The organism is Pseudomonas hunanensis (genome assembly GCF_013393325.1).
Lineage (GTDB): Bacteria > Pseudomonadota > Gammaproteobacteria > Pseudomonadales > Pseudomonadaceae > Aquipseudomonas > Aquipseudomonas putida_P.
In genome coordinates, this window is the sequence record NZ_QJRC01000102.1 from 151,302 (window position 1) to 168,687 (window position 17,386).

Annotated in this window: 19 protein-coding genes; 5 read left to right on the forward strand and 14 right to left on the reverse strand. The window is 63.0% G+C overall.

Annotation, left to right across the window (positions count from 1 at the left end):
- Positions 1-76: 76 nt before the first annotated feature.
- Positions 77-1,018, reverse strand: coding sequence for a FecR domain-containing protein (locus DM807_RS27025; protein ID WP_012270581.1), 942 nt, complete (start codon positions 1,016-1,018; stop codon positions 77-79).
- Positions 1,018-1,521: a sigma-70 family RNA polymerase sigma factor gene (locus tag DM807_RS27030; RefSeq protein ID WP_041166377.1), complete on the reverse strand. Its 504-nt coding sequence runs from the start codon at positions 1,519-1,521 to the stop codon at positions 1,018-1,020. The genes DM807_RS27025 and DM807_RS27030 overlap by 1 nt, the downstream gene beginning before the upstream one ends.
- 304 nt (positions 1,522-1,825) lie before the next feature.
- Here DM807_RS27030 and DM807_RS27035 point away from each other — a divergent pair, with 304 nt between their 5' ends.
- From DM807_RS27035 to DM807_RS27045, 3 genes are all read left to right on the forward strand, one after another.
- Positions 1,826-2,473, forward strand: a complete 648-nt coding sequence (locus tag DM807_RS27035; protein WP_041166376.1) for a trypsin-like peptidase domain-containing protein — start codon at positions 1,826-1,828, stop codon at positions 2,471-2,473.
- A 103-nt stretch (positions 2,474-2,576) separates the two neighbouring features.
- Positions 2,577-3,056: a GNAT family N-acetyltransferase gene (locus DM807_RS27040; RefSeq protein WP_012270578.1), complete on the forward strand. Its 480-nt coding sequence runs from the start codon at positions 2,577-2,579 to the stop codon at positions 3,054-3,056.
- Positions 3,057-3,153: 97 nt separating this feature from the next.
- On the forward strand, positions 3,154-4,041 hold the full coding sequence (locus DM807_RS27045) for a bestrophin family protein (RefSeq protein ID WP_012270577.1): 888 nt from the start codon (positions 3,154-3,156) through the stop codon (positions 4,039-4,041).
- 14 nt (positions 4,042-4,055) lie between these two features.
- Here the strand turns inward: DM807_RS27045 and phnE are convergent, their stop codons facing one another.
- Genes phnE through DM807_RS27065 form a run of 4 tightly spaced genes read right to left on the reverse strand, consistent with a single transcriptional unit; the run spans position 4,056 to position 7,301 of the window.
- A complete protein-coding gene (gene phnE / locus DM807_RS27050; RefSeq protein WP_012270576.1) occupies positions 4,056-4,823 on the reverse strand; it encodes a phosphonate ABC transporter, permease protein PhnE in 768 nt (255 codons plus the stop codon).
- Entirely contained in the window at positions 4,820-5,647 is an 828-nt protein-coding gene (locus DM807_RS27055; RefSeq protein WP_012270575.1) for a PhnE/PtxC family ABC transporter permease, read from the reverse strand. Before DM807_RS27055 ends, phnE begins: the two co-directional genes overlap by 4 nt.
- Positions 5,641-6,450, reverse strand: a complete 810-nt coding sequence (locus DM807_RS27060) for an ATP-binding cassette domain-containing protein (RefSeq protein WP_179028166.1) — start codon at positions 6,448-6,450, stop codon at positions 5,641-5,643. The genes DM807_RS27055 and DM807_RS27060 overlap by 7 nt, the downstream gene beginning before the upstream one ends.
- The gene (locus tag DM807_RS27065) at positions 6,447-7,301 is read right to left on the reverse strand and encodes a putative selenate ABC transporter substrate-binding protein (protein WP_012270573.1); all 855 of its coding nucleotides are present in this window, start codon (positions 7,299-7,301) and stop codon (positions 6,447-6,449) included. The genes DM807_RS27060 and DM807_RS27065 overlap by 4 nt, the downstream gene beginning before the upstream one ends.
- 138 nt (positions 7,302-7,439) lie before the next feature.
- On the opposite strand from DM807_RS27065, the gene selD reads away from it, so the two are divergent.
- Positions 7,440-8,474 (forward strand): selenide, water dikinase SelD, encoded by a 1,035-nt coding sequence (gene selD / locus DM807_RS27070; RefSeq protein ID WP_179028167.1) that lies wholly within the window; start codon positions 7,440-7,442, stop codon positions 8,472-8,474.
- Positions 8,474-9,586: a tRNA 2-selenouridine(34) synthase MnmH gene (mnmH, locus tag DM807_RS27075; RefSeq protein ID WP_060494634.1), complete on the forward strand. Its 1,113-nt coding sequence runs from the start codon at positions 8,474-8,476 to the stop codon at positions 9,584-9,586. The genes selD and mnmH overlap by 1 nt, the downstream gene beginning before the upstream one ends.
- Positions 9,587-9,724: 138 nt before the next feature.
- Here mnmH and DM807_RS27080 read toward each other — a convergent pair whose 3' ends face one another.
- The 8 genes from DM807_RS27080 to DM807_RS27115 all read right to left on the reverse strand — a co-directional run bounded on the left by DM807_RS27080 (position 9,725) and on the right by DM807_RS27115 (position 17,273).
- Positions 9,725-10,111 (reverse strand): lysozyme inhibitor LprI family protein, encoded by a 387-nt coding sequence (locus DM807_RS27080; protein WP_012270570.1) that lies wholly within the window; start codon positions 10,109-10,111, stop codon positions 9,725-9,727.
- Between the two features lie 20 nt (positions 10,112-10,131).
- Positions 10,132-10,671: a hypothetical protein gene (locus tag DM807_RS27085; protein WP_012270569.1), complete on the reverse strand. Its 540-nt coding sequence runs from the start codon at positions 10,669-10,671 to the stop codon at positions 10,132-10,134.
- 66 nt (positions 10,672-10,737) lie between these two features.
- A complete protein-coding gene (locus DM807_RS27090; protein ID WP_179028168.1) occupies positions 10,738-13,263 on the reverse strand; it encodes a TonB-dependent siderophore receptor in 2,526 nt (841 codons plus the stop codon).
- Positions 13,264-13,339: 76 nt separating this feature from the next.
- The gene (locus DM807_RS27095) at positions 13,340-14,311 is read right to left on the reverse strand and encodes a FecR family protein (protein ID WP_012270567.1); all 972 of its coding nucleotides are present in this window, start codon (positions 14,309-14,311) and stop codon (positions 13,340-13,342) included.
- Positions 14,308-14,835 (reverse strand): sigma-70 family RNA polymerase sigma factor, encoded by a 528-nt coding sequence (locus DM807_RS27100; RefSeq protein WP_179028169.1) that lies wholly within the window; start codon positions 14,833-14,835, stop codon positions 14,308-14,310. Before DM807_RS27100 ends, DM807_RS27095 begins: the two co-directional genes overlap by 4 nt.
- 56 nt (positions 14,836-14,891) lie before the next feature.
- Positions 14,892-15,455 (reverse strand): GNAT family N-acetyltransferase, encoded by a 564-nt coding sequence (locus tag DM807_RS27105; protein ID WP_012270565.1) that lies wholly within the window; start codon positions 15,453-15,455, stop codon positions 14,892-14,894.
- Between the two features lie 180 nt (positions 15,456-15,635).
- Positions 15,636-16,019: a YkgJ family cysteine cluster protein gene (locus DM807_RS27110; protein WP_012270564.1), complete on the reverse strand. Its 384-nt coding sequence runs from the start codon at positions 16,017-16,019 to the stop codon at positions 15,636-15,638.
- A 126-nt stretch (positions 16,020-16,145) separates the two neighbouring features.
- A complete protein-coding gene (locus DM807_RS27115) occupies positions 16,146-17,273 on the reverse strand; it encodes a hypothetical protein (protein WP_179028170.1) in 1,128 nt (375 codons plus the stop codon).
- Positions 17,274-17,386: the final 113 nt, after the last annotated feature.

Sequence of the window (17,386 nt, forward strand, 5' to 3'; positions counted from 1 at the left end):
ATTGAGAAATTGTCCCTTTATGTGTGGCAGTTCCACAGGTAAGGACTGATGAGTTTCAAGATCGGGCCAATTCTCATTAACGTTTGTTCACGGTAACCCAGTAGCGGGTGCGGTAATCCACCTGAACCGGCAACGTGGCGGGCAGCGCAGCCAGGATGGCGTCGGTGTTTTCCAGCTGGAAAGCGCCGCTGATCAGTAGTTGCGCCACATCGGATTGGCAGCGCAGCCAACCTGGCCGATAACGCCCCAGCTCACCGAGGAACTCGCGCAGCGGCATCTCGTCGACCAGCAGTTGCCCACGAATCCATTGGCTGTCTTGTTCCCGCGCAGGGGTCACGGCCCCCTGCCCTGCTGCATCGAAAGTGACTTGCTGGCCGGCGTCGAGGGTTTGCCGTGGGCCATGGCTGGGCGTGACCAGCACCGCCCCTTGAAATACGGTCAATTGGGTCGCCCCCTCGCGCTGGCGGACCAGGAAGCGCGTACCCAAGGCCTCCAGCAACCCCTGCTCGCAGGCAACCCTTAGTGGCCGATGCTGAGGGCTGCTGCTGTCGCGCCCGCTGTCTATCAGGATCTCACCACGGCGCAGACTGATCAGGCGCTGATGCGCATCGAAATTCACATCCACCGCAGTATCGGTATTGAGGTCGAGCAATGTGCCGTCGGCCAGCGTCAGCTGTTTGTGCTGGCCCACGTCGGTTGCATAAGCGTTCTGCGGTGCAAGCTGGCGATAACCCACATAGCCAAGTGGCGCGACGATGGCCAACGCCAACAACTGTTTCATCACCTGGCGGCGCTCGCGGTTCAAAGTGCCCATGGCCAGTTGTGGCGGCAGCAGGCCCAGCTGCGCTTGCACCCGCAACGCTTTCTGCCAGGCCCGCTCATGCTCGGGCGCAGCCGAACGCCAGCGGTTGCAGGCAGCACGCTGGGCCGGGCTGACGGCGTCTTCGAGCATCAGCATGTGCCAATTGGCTGCTTGCCGAGCCACTTGCGCAGTGATTCGAGGCTGTTGGTTGGGCATCAGAAGTCTTCTTCGAACAGGATGCAGGCTTGCAGGGCGTTGGCCATGTGCCGCTTGACCGTGCGCTCGCCAATGCCCAGGCGGCGTGCCACCTCGATGTAGGTCAAGCCCTCCAACTGCACCAGCAGGAACACCGAGCGCACCACCGGTTTGAAGGTGTCGAGCAGTGCGTCCAGTTGCTGCAGGGTTTCGCGCATGGACCACTGCTCTTCGGCGGACAGCGCGAACAGCTCGGGAAGTTGCTCGAGCATTTCCAGGTAGGCGCGTTCCAGTGACTGACGGCGGAAATGGTCGTAGACCAACCGCCGGCTCACCGTTGCCAGGTAGGCGCGGGGGCGCTGCAGGCTCAGCTTGGCGCCGGCCTTCTGCTGGGCCTGAAGAATACGCAGGAAGGTATCTTGTGCCAGGTCTGCAGCTTGCGCCGAGCAGCCCAACCGGCGGTAGAGCCATTGCTTGAGCCATCCATTGTGCTCGACATAGACCTGACTCAGATCGTCGTTCATCACGGGTATCCCTCCGGGCGAGGACAGCACCTTAGATGATAACGATTATCAGATCAATTATTCATTGAAGCCGCCTTCACAGCGGCCGCAGCGCCATCAGGATTTGACGCCGCACCAATGACTTCAGGGCTTGCAGCCATACCTGCAATCTATTGGTCGCACACAGGATTAGCTCTTAAGCTGTCATTCATCGGATATATGCCGAAAGTATTGTTAGCGTAATGGCACTTAGCCATAGTTGCGCTCCCATTTCTCCACCCCCGTGTGTCTCATGAAAACAATCGCGCCCTGCATGGCGGCAATGATGCTGCTCAGTGGGTGCAATGGAGTGCCAACGTCGTACGTTTCAGATCCTGTCTACAACCAGGCTTTCGTGGTCACCTCCGGTGCCCCACTGCCGATGTTGCTGATGGCCAGCGCCATCCAGTGGAACGAGGATTACGCAGTAACCGCCAAACACACCCCCTTCCTGCGCAACGTGGTCCACGAGGGCCTCGGCGATGTGGTGTTCTTCAAGCACAAGGCCAGCAGCGTGCCGCTGTGGCGGCAGTACGTGCCAGGGGAAGCGGTGACGGCGGTAGGTTTCAACAGTTTGATGATGCCGATGCAGGGCAAGGGCCATGCCCTGCCGTCGTTGGTTCGGCTGGAAGGTACACCGGGCAGCGTCTTCTACTCGGTGCATGACGGCCCGATCACCAAGGGCATGTCGGGCGGGCCGGTGTTCGCCGATGATGGCAAGGTGGTGGGCATCAACGTCGCCATCATTCCCACCCGCGAGATCGACGCCGGCAAGCGCCCGGACCTGGCCGGCAAGGCGCGCATCAGCGTATTCATGTCGTTCAACGAAATCGACAAGGAATGGCGGCGCTATCAGTACCTGCTGGCGCACAAGGCCAAGCCCCAGGCACCGGCTTCGGTCAAAGGCTACGTGGCGGTGGCGGCCAAACCTTGAGTTGAATATGCCGATGCAAAGCGGCTTATGATGCAAGGCTGATGACCTGTTCGTGGGCTTGCCCGCCAATAGGGCCTACCCGCCAGCGCACGAAGGACCTGCCATGCATCTGACCCACCGCCCTGTCCGGCCTGAGGACATCCCTGTCATCTGCGGCTTCCCGCAGAGCCCGGACGAACTGTTCTACATGTTCCCCAAAGCCACCTACCCACTCACTCCCGCACAGTTGAGCGACGCCGTCGCCCAACGCAGCGGCTCCACAGTGGTGGAAGGCAACGGCGCAATTCTGGCCTTTGCCAACTTCTACAAAGCCGAACATGGCGGCGTATGTGCATTGGGCAACGTGGTAGTGGCACCTGGCGCCCGTGGCCACGGTGTAGCACGCTACTTGGTGACCGCCATGGTCGATCTGGCTCGGGAGCAATTCGCAGCCCAAGAACTGTGGGTGTCCTGCTTCAACCACAACACAGCGGGCTTGCTGCTTTATCCACAACTGGGCTTTGTGCCGTGCGGCATCGAGCAGCGGCAAGCGTGGGACGGCACACGGGTGGCATTGGTGCAGATGAAACAAATATTCAGCTAGTAAGATACGTTTGCTCACACACCTCGACGAACAGCACCGAACCATGCCCCCGCCTCGACGTCCGATCCTGCATCCCCTGCGTTTCGAGGCCCTCCGCGTGAAAGACATCATCACTCGCAAGTACCGCCTGGTCGTGAAGACCATCGGCTACATCGGCTGGTCGCTGTTCTGGCTGTTGATCTGGGATGTGCTGGTCACCATCGATTTCATGCTGTTCTTCAACAGCAAGTTCACCCTGCCGCTGATCCCGTTGACCTTGCTGGGTTCAGCGCTGGTGGTGCTGGTGAGCTTTCGCAACAGCAGCGCCTACAACCGCTGGTGGGAAGCCCGCACGCTGTGGGGGGCGTTGGTGAACGGTTCGCGCAGCTTCGCCCGGCAGACATTGACCCTGATCGATGACCCGGATGAAGGCCCGAACCCGGTCAAAGCTACCCTGCTGCGCCGGCATATCGCTTATGTGAACTGCCTGGCGGCGCACTTGAAGGGCGAAAAATGCCCGGACGAACTGATGGCCTTCATACCGCCAGGGGAGTTCGAACGGCGCAACCGCTCGAACAACTTCGCCAACGACATCCTCGGCGGCTCGGCGGCCTTGCTGGCGCGTGAATACCAGGCCGGGCGGCTGGACAGCATCCGCCTGGCCCGGCTGGAATCGACCCTGGTGGACCTGTCCAATGCCCAGGGCGGCATGGAGCGGATTGCCAACACACCGCTGCCCTACCCCTATGTGTATTTCCCACGGCTTTTCATCACCCTGTTCTGCTTGATCGTGCCGGTAGGGCTCGTGGAGTCGCTGGGCTGGTTCACCCCCCTGGCGTCGACGGTAGTTGGCTTCATGCTGCTGGCTATCGAGCGGATCGGGACTGATTTGCAGAGCCCGTTCAGGTTCAGTGAGCACCAGATTCAGATGGACACCATTTGCGAAACGATCGAGCGCAACCTGGAGTCGATGCAGCGGGAGGCGCAGCATGGGGAGCTGGCTTAGGGCCCGGTTATTGGTCAGGCCCGCACGTAACGCTGGCGCAGCACATCGCTCAACGCGTCCACCAGCAACACCAGCACCAGCATCCCGATAATCACCGTGCTGGCCTGGGCCTCCTGGAAAAGGCTCAAGGTGGTGTACAACATCTGCCCCAACCCACCGGCACCGACAAACCCCAGCACGCTGGCCATGCGGATGTTGTTTTCCCAGCGGTACAAGCTGTAGGCCAGCAACTGCGGCCACAGGTTGGGCAAGGTACCAAAGCAGAACGCCGCCACCTGGCTACCGCCCTGCAGGCGGATCGCCGCCGCAGGCTCCGGCGGCGCATTTTCCAAGGCCTCGGCAAACAAGCGCCCCAGCACACCAGCGGTGTGCAGCGCCAAAGCCAGGGTACCGGCATTGGGCCCAAGGCCGGCCGCCAATACCGTCAGCGCGGCCCACACCAGCTCTGGAATGGCGCGCAGAGCATTCAGCAGCAACCGCGCGGCGCCCTGCAACGGCCAACCGAAGCGGCCAGCCGCCGGCAGCGCCAGCAACATCCCCAATACCATCGCCAACAAGGTGCCCAGGCCAGACATGGCCAGTGTCTCCAGCGCCCCACGCCATACTGCCTTCAGGTGCCCGGCAGACAGGTCCGGGTGCAGAAAACGCCCGGCGTATTCGCCCATCTGCCCCAGCCCGCCGTTGCCGACCAGGGCTTGCAGGTCCAGCTCCAGGTAAGTGAACGAAGCCACCACCGACGCCACGATTGCAGCCAGCAGCAACAGGTTGATCACCCGGTTCATGCCAGCCTCCAGCGCAACAGGCGGCTCAGCAGGTCGGCCAGAATCACCAACAGCAGGAACGTCAGCAGCATGCTGGCTACCTCCGCACCCGCGAACATGCGCATCGACAGGTCGATCTGCTGCCCCAGGCCGCCAGCGCCGACAAAGCCCATCACCACCGAAGCCCGCACCGCGCATTCCCAGCGGTACACGGTGTACGACACAACTTCGGAAGCGGCATTGGGCAGGATGCCGTATAGAAACGCCGCCAGCCGGCCACTGCCCGCCTGCAACAACGCGTGGGCCGGACGCTGGTCCACCGATTCGAAAATCTCGGCGTAAACCTTGCCGAGCATGCCGCTATAGGTGATGGCGATCGCCAGAACACCCGCCGTCGGCCCCAGCCCCACGGCCCGTACGAACAACAGCGCCCAGACAATTTCCGGCACGCTACGCAGGAAAATCAACAACCCGCGCACCGGCAGGCGCAGCAGCCGCGACCACAACCCAGCGCGACCTCCACGAGAGGCGGCGCGCAACGACAAGGCGCGGCTGGCCAGCAGCCCTGTCGGGACTGCAAGCAGCAACGCCAACGCCATGCCAGCGGTGGCCACGGCCAGGGTCTGCAGCGTGGCTTCATACAACAGCGCGATAAAATCAGCATCATGTGCCGGCGGCCAGAAGGCGCTAGTGAAACTGGCGATCTGCTGACGGTTGTCCGCCTGCAACAGCACCCAAGGGTTCAGTTCGCTCAACTGGATACCCGGCCATAGCACCGCCACGGCCAGCAAGGCCAGCAGCAACCGTGGCAACGATGCCGGGTCGCGGGCGTCGGCCCTCAACATCTCGGGATCTGCACGGTCAGGGTAGGCCCCTGGGTTGGTGGCGAAGCCAGTTGTTCGTTGGCGTACAGTGCATCGAGCATGTGCTCGGTAACCGCTTGGGCCGGGCAGTCGAATACCACCTGACCTTCACGAATACCGATCACCCGCGGGAAATGCGCCAGCGCCAACTCGACGGCATGCAGGCTTGCCACCAGGGTCACGCCGTTAGTCTGGGCATGGCGATTGAGCAAGGCCAGGCTGTGATCGGCCAGCACCGGGTCCATGGCCGACACCGGCTCGTCGGTCAACAACACCTGCGGCCGCTGATACAACGCGCGGGCAATGCCCACCCGTTGCAACTGGCCACCCGACAATTGCCCACACTGCACGAACAGCTTGTCGGCCAGGCCCAGCTCGGCCAACACCTGGCGCGCACCCGGCACATCGCTGGGGTATAGCAGGTTAAGCAAACCGCGCAGCACACCCCACTGCCCCAGGCGGCCAGCCAACACCGCTGTCACCACCCGCTGACGCGGCGGCAAAGGCGGCGCCTGATGCACCAGGCCAACCCGCGCGCGCAGGCGCTGACGAGCCCTTGCCGACAACGCCCAAGGCTGCTCACCGAGCAGTTCCAGGCGCCCGCCGCTGGGCTGGATGGCCGTGGCCATCACATGCAGCAAGCTGGACTTGCCCGCCCCCGACGGCCCGATGATGGCGATGCGTTCACCCTGCCCGATGCGCAGGCTGATCGTTTCAAGCGCACGTACCTGGCCATGGCGCAGGCTGGCAGCGTGCAGATGGATTGCCACGTTCGAAGCGGTCACTTGAGCAGGCCGGCCTCGCGTGCGGCTTGTTCGGTGCCCACGTAGTTCTCAGGCTTGGTTTCGATGAAGCGGCTGGCGGCCTGCAGGTCGAGGATCGCCTTGTGCTCCGGGTTGGCCGGGTCAAGGCCAAGGAAGGCTTGCTTGATCTTCTCTTTCAACGCCGGGTCCATGTTGCCGCGCACGGTCCAGTTGTAGTCGAAGTAGGTCGGGGTGGTGGCGAACACTTTCACCTTGCTGGTATCGACCTTGCCTGCATCCACCAGCTTCTGCCACACACTGGCGTTGAGCACGCCACCATCGACCTTGCCAGCCTGTACCCAGGCCACGGTGGCGTCATGGGCGCCGGAATAGGCCACGCGGCTGAAGTACTCTTCAGGCTTGATGTTGTCTTGCTTGAGCATGAAGTAACGCGGCATCAGGCTGCCCGACGTGGACGAAATGGAACCAAAAGCAAACGACTTGCCCTTAAGGTCCGCCAGGCTTTTCACGTCGGGGTTGGCAGTGATGAACTTGGAGGTGAACTGCGCGTCCTGTTCACGCTGCACCAGCGGTGTGGCGGTTGGGTCCTTCAAGTGCACCTGGACGAACGTGAAGCCGCCCAGCCAGGCCAGGTCGAGGCGGTCCGCGGCCAGCGACTCGACCACCGCCGGGTAATCGGCCACCGGTACGAACTTCACGTCCATGCCCAACTGCTTGGCCAGGTATTCGCCCAAGGGCTTGAACTTGCGCTGCAGTTCGGTCGGTGCTTCGTCGGGTATGGCGCTGACCCGCAAGGTTTCAGCGGCCTGAACGACAACGGCGCAGCAAGACAACACAAGGCCGGCGGCGAGCGCCAGGGGGCGTTTGAGCATGGGTGTTCTCCGGTTCAATAACGGGACGATGCCAACAAATCCGCCGACAAGTCCGCCGACAGTGGGAATTATAAGAGGCAAAGGCCCAAAGGCCAGCTTTGCTACAATCGCGCAACAATTTGACCTGCTGAGGTACGTATGAGCGAGCCGATTCGCCTGACCCAGTACAGCCACGGTGCCGGCTGTGGCTGCAAGATCTCCCCCAAGGTGCTGGACGTGATCCTCGCCGAAAGCGGTGCCCAGGCCCTGGACCCGAACCTGTGGGTTGGCAACGCCTCGCGCGACGACGCGGCCGTGTACGCGCTGGACGACGAGCGCGGCGTGGTCTCGACCACCGACTTCTTCATGCCGATCGTCGATGACCCGTACGACTTCGGCCGCATCGCCGCCACCAACGCCATCAGCGACATCTACGCCATGGGCGGCGACCCGTTGATGGCCATCGCCATCCTTGGCTGGCCGGTCAACGTGCTGCCACCGGAAGTGGCGCGCGAAGTGATCCGCGGCGGCCGAGCGGTATGTGCCGAAGCCGGTATCCCGCTGGCCGGCGGCCACTCCATCGACGCCCCTGAGCCCATCTTCGGCCTGGCCGTCACCGGTGTGGTCAGCAAGCGCCATCTCAAGCGCAACGACACCGCCTGCGCCGGCTGCCAGCTGTACCTGACCAAACCGCTGGGCATCGGCATCCTCACCACCGCCGAGAAAAAGGCCAAGCTGCGCGCGCAGGACCAGGGCCTGGCCCGCGACTGGATGTGCACCCTCAACACCCCCGGCAGCCGCTTCGGCAAGCTCGACGGGGTCAAGGCCATGACCGACGTCACCGGTTTCGGCCTGCTCGGCCACCTGGTGGAACTGGCCGAAGGCAGTGGCCTCACCGCACACCTGGACTACACCGCCGTGCCGCGTCTACCCAGCGTCGAGCACTACCTGGCCGAAGGCTGCATCCCCGGCGGAACCCTGCGCAATTACGACAGTTACGGGCACAAGATCGGCGCCCTCAGCGACGAGCAGAAGCACCTGCTGTGCGACCCGCAAACCAGCGGTGGCCTGTTGGTGGCCGTTACCCCGAAGGGCGAAGCCGAGTTCCTTGCCGTGGCCGCCGAACTGGGCCTGCAGTTGTCGCCGATCGGCAAGCTGGTCGAGCGACAGAGCCACGCGGTCGAGGTGATCTGATGCGCCCCGACTGCACCGACTTCCGTCAGCTATTCCTCGACGACGTGCCGATGATGGACATGCGTGCCCCCGTCGAATTCGCCAAGGGCGCCTTCCCCGGTGTCGTCAACCTGCCGCTGATGAACGACCAGGAGCGGCAAAAGGTCGGCACCTGCTACAAACAGCAGGGCCAGGCCGCCGCCATCGCCCTTGGCCACCAGCTGGTCAGTGGCACCACCAAACAGGCACGCATGGACGCCTGGGTGGCGTTCACCCAGGCTAACCCGCAAGGTTACCTGTACTGTTTCCGTGGTGGCCTGCGATCGCAGATCGTGCAAGGTTGGCTACGCGATGAAGCGGGCATTCAGTACCCCCGTGTCAAAGGTGGCTACAAGGCCATGCGCACCTTCTTGCTGGAGACCACCCAACAGGCAGTGGCGCAATGCGATTTCGTATTGCTGGGCGGCCTGACGGGTACCGGCAAGACCGATGTATTGCACCAGCTGGACAACGTGCTCGACTTGGAGGGCCACGCCAACCATCGCGGTTCCAGCTTCGGCAAGCGCGCCACTGCGCAGCCGGCGCAGATCGATTTCGAAAACCAGCTGGCCATCGATGTACTGAAAAAACGCGCCCGCGGCTGCGAGCAGTTCGTGCTGGAAGATGAAGGCCGCATCGTCGGCAGTTGCACTGTGCCGCTGGAGTTGTACCAAGGCATGCAGCAGTACTCGCTGGTGTGGCTTGAGGACAGCTTTGCCAACCGCGTTGAGCGCATTTTGCGCGACTACGTGGTCAACCTGAGTGCCGAGTTTATCGCCGTGCATGGCGAGGAAGATGGCCGCCGCTTGTTCGCCGAGCGTATGCTGCAAAGCATGGCCAACATCTACAAGCGCTTGGGTGGCGAACGTTATCAGCGGCTGTCGGAGATCCTGCGCCTGGCCTTGGAAGAACAGCAGCGCAGCGGTGCAGTGGACCTGCACCGGGGCTGGATCGAAGGTTTGCTGAACGAGTACTACGACCCGATGTATGCCTACCAGCGTGCGGCGAAGGCCGAGCGCATCGAGTTTGCCGGGGATGCAGTGGAAGTGCGCGAGTACCTGAAGGCACGGGCGCGGCGACAACCTCACCATTAACACCGGTACAGCCGAACTCATCAACCGCGTCGCCTGCTTCGCGGGTAAACCCGCTCCCACAGGGACCGCGCTGCACTTGAGAACTGCACCCTACCTGTGGGAGCGGGTTTACCCGCGAAGAGGCCGGTGCAGGCCACCTCACTGCCCCGGGCTGAGCACCCGTTCCAGCTCCGCAGCCCGGTCGCGGGTCATGCTCATTACGCAGGTACCGCCTTCGAGCTGCGCCAGGGTCCCGCCACTGGCCTGCACATGAAACTGGCAATTGCCATCGCGGTAGGCCATCCACTTGCGTTGTACCTCCCGCAGGTTCTTCTGCTGCCCGGCCTCCAGCTTGCCCATCAATTGCTTGTACACCCGGTTCAGACGCTGGTCCTGTACTTGCGTTTCAGCGTTGATGCACGCGCTCATGGCCACCGTGCTGGAAGCCTTGTCCATGCATTGCCCGTAGGCCGCCGTATAATCTTCTGCCACGGCCAGCGGCAGCACGCAGGCCAGTGCCAGGCCTGCCAGGTAATGCTTGATCATGCTAACCCTCCTTGTGGGAATCAAAGTGACTGCGGCTGTTCTGGCGGCATCAACACCTTGCCCGGCTCGAAGCGCAGCGACGGTATCTGCGTTGCCCAGTAGAGCGCAACGGCCAGCGCCGCAATCAACGCCACATCGAGCCAATTCCAGCCCGGCATGTCGTCGGCGCTGCGCGCCTTCCAGCAATGCCAGGCCTGGCCCAGGCAGAACACCCCCATTGCCGCCAGCCACAGGTAGAAACCGGCGCCAAAGCCGACCCGCTCATGAAACGCGTAGCTCTGGTTGTCCGGCAAGCGGTCAATTCCGAAACTACTGGCGGCCAGGTAGACAGCAGCCAGCCCTGCCAGCAAGGCCAGCCTGCGGAACCGTCGGTGGGCAAGAACCGCCAGGGCCAGCAGCGGGTTGGCGAACCATTGGTACAAACCGAAGGGCATGCCCCATGGCCCGTACAGCAGCATCTGCAAGGCCGGCATGTGGCGCTCGCCGCTCAGCAGCGCGCCATCGAAAAACAGGGCGAGCAGATACAGCAGCAGGCTGATGCTCAAGTAGAAAACGGGCAAGGGACATACCTGGGGAAGCGGGACAGGCTACGACCTTAACTCAGGCCCTGCCCCGCTTCCAAACCTTCAATAAGTGCCGCGCAGGGTCACCATGAAGTTGCGTGGCTCGCCATAGTAGTTGCCGTAGGTCGAGGTACCCACGGTTTCGTAGTACTTCTTGTCGAACAGGTTGTTGCCGTTGAGCGTGACGTTCCAATGGTCGTCGACACGGTATTCGACCAGGGCGTTCCAGATGGCGTAGCCGCTCTGGTCGAAATCGAAGGGCACATTCTGTTGCACCAGCTTGCCGCTGCTGTCGTAGCGGTTGACTTCACCAGTGGCGTAGGTAGCGCTTTGCACCTGCACACCTCCACCCACTTTGAAGTCGCTGAAGATGCCCGGTAGGCGGTAAGTGGTGTACAGCTTGAACAGGTGCTTGGGCATTACCGTGCTCAGCGGGGCGTCGGAGCTGCGGTTACGGTTGAGGTTGAAGGTGTAGCCACCCACCAGCATCCAGTCAGGCAACAGCTCGCCGGACAGCTCCATGTCGATGCCCTTGCTCACGACCTTGCCGTTGGGCACATAGCAGCAGCTACCGGAGAAGCCGGCGAAACTCGCCGGGAAGTTCGGGTCCTGGACCGCTTCGTTTTCGCGGGTGGTGTAGTACAGCGCCACGCTGGCATTGAGCGCACCATTGAACAACTCGCCCTTTAGGCCGGTCTCGTAGGTTTTTCCGGTCATAGGCTCAAGCGCCGTACCGGTTTCGGCGGGGCCGCTGATCTTGCTGGACTGCGGCCGGTAGATCTCCGAATAGCTGGCATAGGCCGACCATTGATCGTCCAGGTCGTACACCAGGCCACCGAACGGCGTGACCTTGGTGCCAATGCGCTGCTCGGGGCTGGTCCTGGACACATTAGTGGTCAAGGCATTGGTGTAGGTCTGCCAGAAGTGGAAGCGCTGGGCACGCGCCCCGACGATCAGGTGCAGCGGCTCGGCCAGCTGCAGGCGCAGGCTGCCATACAAACCATACTGGCGTTGCGAATTGGGGCTGTAGTCACGCTTGTAGTCACGCCCGTTGCCAGGGTCGTCGAACGCCGAGCTGTCGGGGTCGAACACGTTGGCCGGCGAGCCCGATGCAGCGTAGGGGGCGGTGCCCAGCCAACGGCTGTCGATCTTCTGGTAGTCGGCCCCGAAAACCACTTCGTGGTCCAGGCCAAAGGCCTGGAAGTGCCCGGACACGTTAGCGTCGTACAGGTGCTGCTCGTTCTCCTGGCGGGTCGACGTGCCGTACCAGGTCGCGCCGGTATTGGTCACCGGGTCTACCGCGTTCAGGGTGGTGGCGGTCTTGAACAGCCCGAGGTCCCAAGTGTTGGTGTAACTGAGATTGAGCTTCCAATCGTCGTTGAAGCGGTGGTCTACCTTGGCGAAGTACTCGCGCGCGGTGGCATCCAGGTAGGCCCAGTTCTTGGTCAGGCCAGTGTGCCGCGGCAGGTTCAGATCAGCACCGTTGCTATAGCGCGGCACCGCGCTGTTGCTGCCGGTTTCGTGGGACTTGTTGTAACGGGCGCCGAAGGTAAGCATGGTGTCGTCGGTAACGTCCGCCTCAAGCACGCCATACACCAGCGGCCGCTCGGTGGCGCGGTTGTCGGTGAAGTACTGTCGGTCGGTATTGGACATCACCAAGCGCCCACGTAGGCGGCCATCCCAGCCCAGCGGGCCGGACAGGTCGAACTCCTGGCGATAGTTGTCCCAACTGCCGGCCGACAGGGTCAGCTTGAGCTGGTTGTAGGCGGTGGGCCGCTTGCGCACCATGTTGATGATGCCGCCCGGGTCACCCGAGCCGCCATACAGTGCAGCGGTACCTCGCAGCACTTCGATGTGGTCGAACTCGGCCAACTCGAAGATGTTCGACGAGTAGAACGAGCCCATGGCGGTGCCCAACGCCTGCGGCGCAGCGCCGTCGATCTGCAGGTTCTGGATGCTGAAGCCGCGTGAAAGGAAGTCCTGGGTACGGAAGGTGGTGCTCTGGGTGACGATGCCCGGCGTTACTTTCATCGCCTGGTTGATGTCGGTCAGTTGCTGGTCTTCGATCAGTTGGCGGGTCACCGTCGACACCGATTGCGGCGTCTGGCGCAGGCTGGTGGGGCTCTTGGAGCCGACGCTGATCAAGCCTGGCGCATACGAGCCGGTGTTCTCGGTACTCTCGCCCATGCCCTGCCCGGCCACGGTGGTCACGCCCAGTTCCAGCGCGTCACCACTCACGGCCACCAGCGGCTCTGCCACCAGCCGGTAGCCGTTGTCGCTGCGTGCCACCCGGTAGCCGCTGCCAGCCAGCAGCACGGCAAAACCGCTGTCCACCGAATACAGGCCATGCAGGCCATTGCTTTGCAAACCGGCCAGCGCTTCGGGGGTGAAGGCCAGCGACACGGCGGCTTGCTGGGCATAGCTGCCAAGGGCCTCGGCCAGCTTGCCGGCAGGCACATCGAAGCTACGGCGGGCGGCCTCCTCGGCCACGGCCGGCAAGGCCGCAACGGAGAAGACCAGCCCGGCGCAGGACAGGCGCAAGGCCAGGGCTAGCGGGCTGAGGACGGGGTGGCCAGGAAATCGGCGCATGGTGGATCGGCTCCTTGTTCTTGATCGGTTGGCCTCTTGTTTGACGGGCCAGCGCACAGAAGCGGAACCACCTTGATCAATTTTCTCGCGGCGCTGGCTCGACCGTGGTCCACCAGCGGCCAAAACCACCGATGCGAATCGGCAGCGCTTCGGCCAGCAATCTCAGGGCGCGTTCGCTGTCATCCAGCGGCAGTACCGCCGACACCTTGATGGCCTGCATTGCCTGGCGGTCGAAGCGCAGCACGCCGCGCCTTTGCTGCGACAACGCGTCCAACACCTGATCGAGCGGCACGCCTTCGGCCACCAATTGGTGACGCTGCCAGGCTTGGTCCACACGTGCCGGATCGATAGCCGGCAGCGGGCCAAGCCCGTCGCGTGCCACCCAGGCCCGCTCACCGCGCCCCGCGACCAGTTGATCGCCGGACACGGCACTGCGCGCCTCGACACGGGATTCGAGCATGGTCAGCTCGCTGCGTTCGCGCCCTTGGCCGACCACGAAGCGAGTACCCAAGGCCTTGAAGCTGCCCTCGTCGGTTTGCACCACGAACGGCCGCGCCGGGTCATGGCTGACATCCACCAGTACCTGGCCGTGCAGCAGGCGGATACGCCGCTCGCCAGCACTGAACTCGACATCCACGGCGGAATTGCCCGCCAAAGTCAGTTGCGAGCCATCGCTCAGGGTTTGACTGTGCCACTCGGCCGGCGCGGTGTGCAGGTCGGCTAGCCAGTCTCGTGGCGACACACCGGCAAGCGGCAAGGTGCCCAGCAACGAACCCGCCAGCACCAGGCCGAGCAAGGTGCGCCGCGCCACCGAACGTGGCGCCGAGGGCTGCATGCCGGCGCGTAACCCTGCGCCAACCGGCCCGCGTTGCTGGCGCAGGGCATGCATCTGGCTGATCACCCCTTGCATGCGCCGCAAGGTCGCACCGTGGCGCGGGTCGGCCTGCAGCCAGGCCTCGAACTCACGCGCCTCGGTGGCACCCAGTTCGCCCTCCCCCAGGCACAGGGCCCACTCGGCGGCCTCCTGCTCGATACGGGACGGGTTCACGGTGCGGCAATGTCCAGCGTGCGGTGGCAATGAATCAGGGCTTGGGCCAGGTACTTGCGCACCATACGCGGGGAAATCTGCAGGCGCTGCGCGATCTGTGGCTGGGTCAGCTCGTCCAGGTAGTAACCCACGAATGCTTCGCGTGCGTTTACATGCAGGCCTTCAAGCAGGAAGGCGATCTGTTCCAGCGCCTCGAGCGTGATGAGGATGTTTTCGGGGGGCTGATGCCCTTCCAGCAACTCGGCAGTCAGGGCCAGCTCGCTGAGGTAGGCCTCTTCGATCTGCCGCCGACGGGCCTGGTCAATCAGCAGGCGGCGCGCGGTGGTACTGAGGTAGGCGCGAGGCTCGCGCATGCCCAGCAGGGCATCGCGCGAGGCCAGGATACGCACGAAGGTGTCCTGGACAAGGTCGGCTGCGCTGTGCGAGCAGCGCAGCTTGCGCCGTAACCAGCTGAACAGCCAGCCGTGGTGCTCGCTGTACAGCTGTTCGAGCGGGTACGGGCTCGGTGAGTCGGCTACGGGCATGGGGCACCGGGACACAAGTGAGAATTGTTCCCGAATAGTAGCTATTCGCCGTAAGACTATGCAACAGGTGGTTCGAGCAACAAGCCGTAGATACCCGAGTCGGACAGCTCGCCGGCCACGCACCAGCGCGCCCGCAGGGTGCCTTCGAGCACGAAGCCCTGGCGCTCCAGGGTGCGGGCCGAGCCCTGGTTGCGCGGGTCGATTTCGCCTTCAAGGCGGCGCATGTGCAGGGTGTGGGCAAGGTAGTCGATGAAGCAAGTCAATGCTTCGTCCATGTAGCCCCTGCCCTGCACCGCGCTGGCCAGGCAATAGCCGATTTCGCCACGGCGCGATACGTCATCGATGTTGAACAGCTGGACCATGCCGATCAGCTCGCCGTTGTCACGGCGGTACATGCCGAGCTTGAGCTGGTCGCCATTGGCATAGGCTTCGCGGTCGGCGGCCAGAGCGCTTTCGGCCTCGGCCAGGTCTTGCCAGGGGGCATGGTGCCAATAACGCATGACCTCCGGGTCGGCCATGATCGCCAGCCACTGCGCGGCATCGGCATGGCGCATGGGGCGCAATTGCAGGCGCGGGCTGTCGAGGCAGAGGTCACTGGGGAAACTGCGGGGTGGGGTCACGCCGGATCTCCTGTCCATTGCTGGGGAGATGACAGTTTAACTACATGCGGGGGTGGATGGGCATGGCTTGGGTCTTTTGGTGATGCAGAGATCGAGCGCCGCGCGGGCGGCGCTCGATTTCAAAATCCCCGCAAACGTTCCGACATGCACATGCCAGCCGCTACTGGCAACCTTGCAGTATCAGGCCACCTCAGCGCCATCATCCGGCCAATGCGGCTCGTTGGCCCCCGGCGGCGTGAGCGGGGGCAGCCCATACGCCGCCCGTGCATCGTCGCAGCTTGGGTTGTGCACCCCGCCCTCCCACGACGCCTCGAACTCACGGCAAGGGCTGGAACGGTTGGCATAAATGGTACAAGCCACTTCCTTGCCGATCTCGCCATCAAGGCTGACGCAGCGGCATGGCTTGGCATCGGTGCCGATCATGGCAACGCGGGTGGGGTTGATCTGCACCACCAGGTCATCCGGCACAACGCCCCCGGCAGACTGGCATTCGCCCCAGAAGAAGGACACACGGAAGTACCCGCAGCAGGCGCCGCAGTCAAGGCAAGGGTTATATTCAGACATGATGTCACGGAGGGAAGGTTGTTGTTATCGGGGCTGGCCCGCTGCGCCATTTTCAATCGAATCCGGGGCGGCTGGATAGAGGGCGCCTGCAAAAAAAATTGCCACTGATCCGGCCGCCCGTTTCATTTATCGCAGTGCCTTGTAGGTCGTGGTATCCCAACGCTGCAGGGCTAGGCCCTCGATCGGATCGTAGTCATCACCACACACCTTGCTGAAACCCGTGCGGGTCTCGCCGCAATGTACCAACCGGTCGTGCTTGTCACCCTCGGTCAGTACGGTGTACGACTTACTTCGCATGGCTTGGTACTGCCCCTCGGCAGCGGCCATGGCCTGGTGGTACGCCATCAGTTGCGTGTCGTTCAAGGCCAGCCGCTTGCCCAGCTGAACACCCCAACGGGTCAGGCAGACTTCGGCGAGATGGCGAACGATCAGCCCCGGTTCCTTGAGCACTTTGCCGTCGCTCGCACCATCGCCGGATGCATTACCCACCAGCGTGGCATGGCGCCCCGGCATCGGGTAAACGCAGATCCGCGTGCCACTGGCAATTGACGGGATCACGCAGGCAAACCCTTTGGACCGCTCATCCCGCGAGTAGAAGCCGACGTACTCTTTGACGTTATCAGCCAAAGTGACGCGCTCGGTTTGCACATTGCCGACCCCAGGCACCGGGTCGATGGCAAATATGTTCACCGGGATGCCGCGCAGTACAGGGTCTTGCGCCATGGCATTGGCCAGCATGTGGCAACTGATTCCTCCCCTGCTCCAGCCGACCAGGTTGACCTGGGTTGGAATGCGTGGTTTGCGGAACATGCTGATGATGCGCTCTTGCAGTTCCTGCGGGGTTGGGTGGCGCTCGCCGTAGTCGTAAGTGCGCCAGAACCAGGAGGCTGTGGAGGAAGGGTCCGGGATGGGTACGCCGGCGCTCTTTAGCCGCTCGTAATCCTCTTCGCTGAGTTTGGTGCGCTGCCAGCTGCTCTCCCCTTTGATCACCTGCAGCACATGGTTGACGTTTTCTTCCCAGCCGCGACCGAACAGCTGGCCCGTCCAGTTGAAGTAGCCGCCGGGCTCGACGAACAGGTTGTCATCCTGCAGGTTGCCGCTGCCAGGGCCGTCTACGGCGATCCAGTGGGCGAATTCGCGGCCCTGGTCGTTGCTGGCCAGGGTCGAGACCAGCTCGCCGTTCCAGAAGTTGGGGTTGGTATCGTCGAAGCGGTGGGAGCCGGTGCCGCAGAAATAGGCGGTGAAGACACTCATTCGTGGATCTCTGTGGTGAGAAATGAGTGCTGAAGATAGGTAGGCAGATCGATGGAATGCAGGCGGAAAGCTCTCACCTGAAGAAAGGGGGCCGCAAAGCGGCCCCCTTGAAA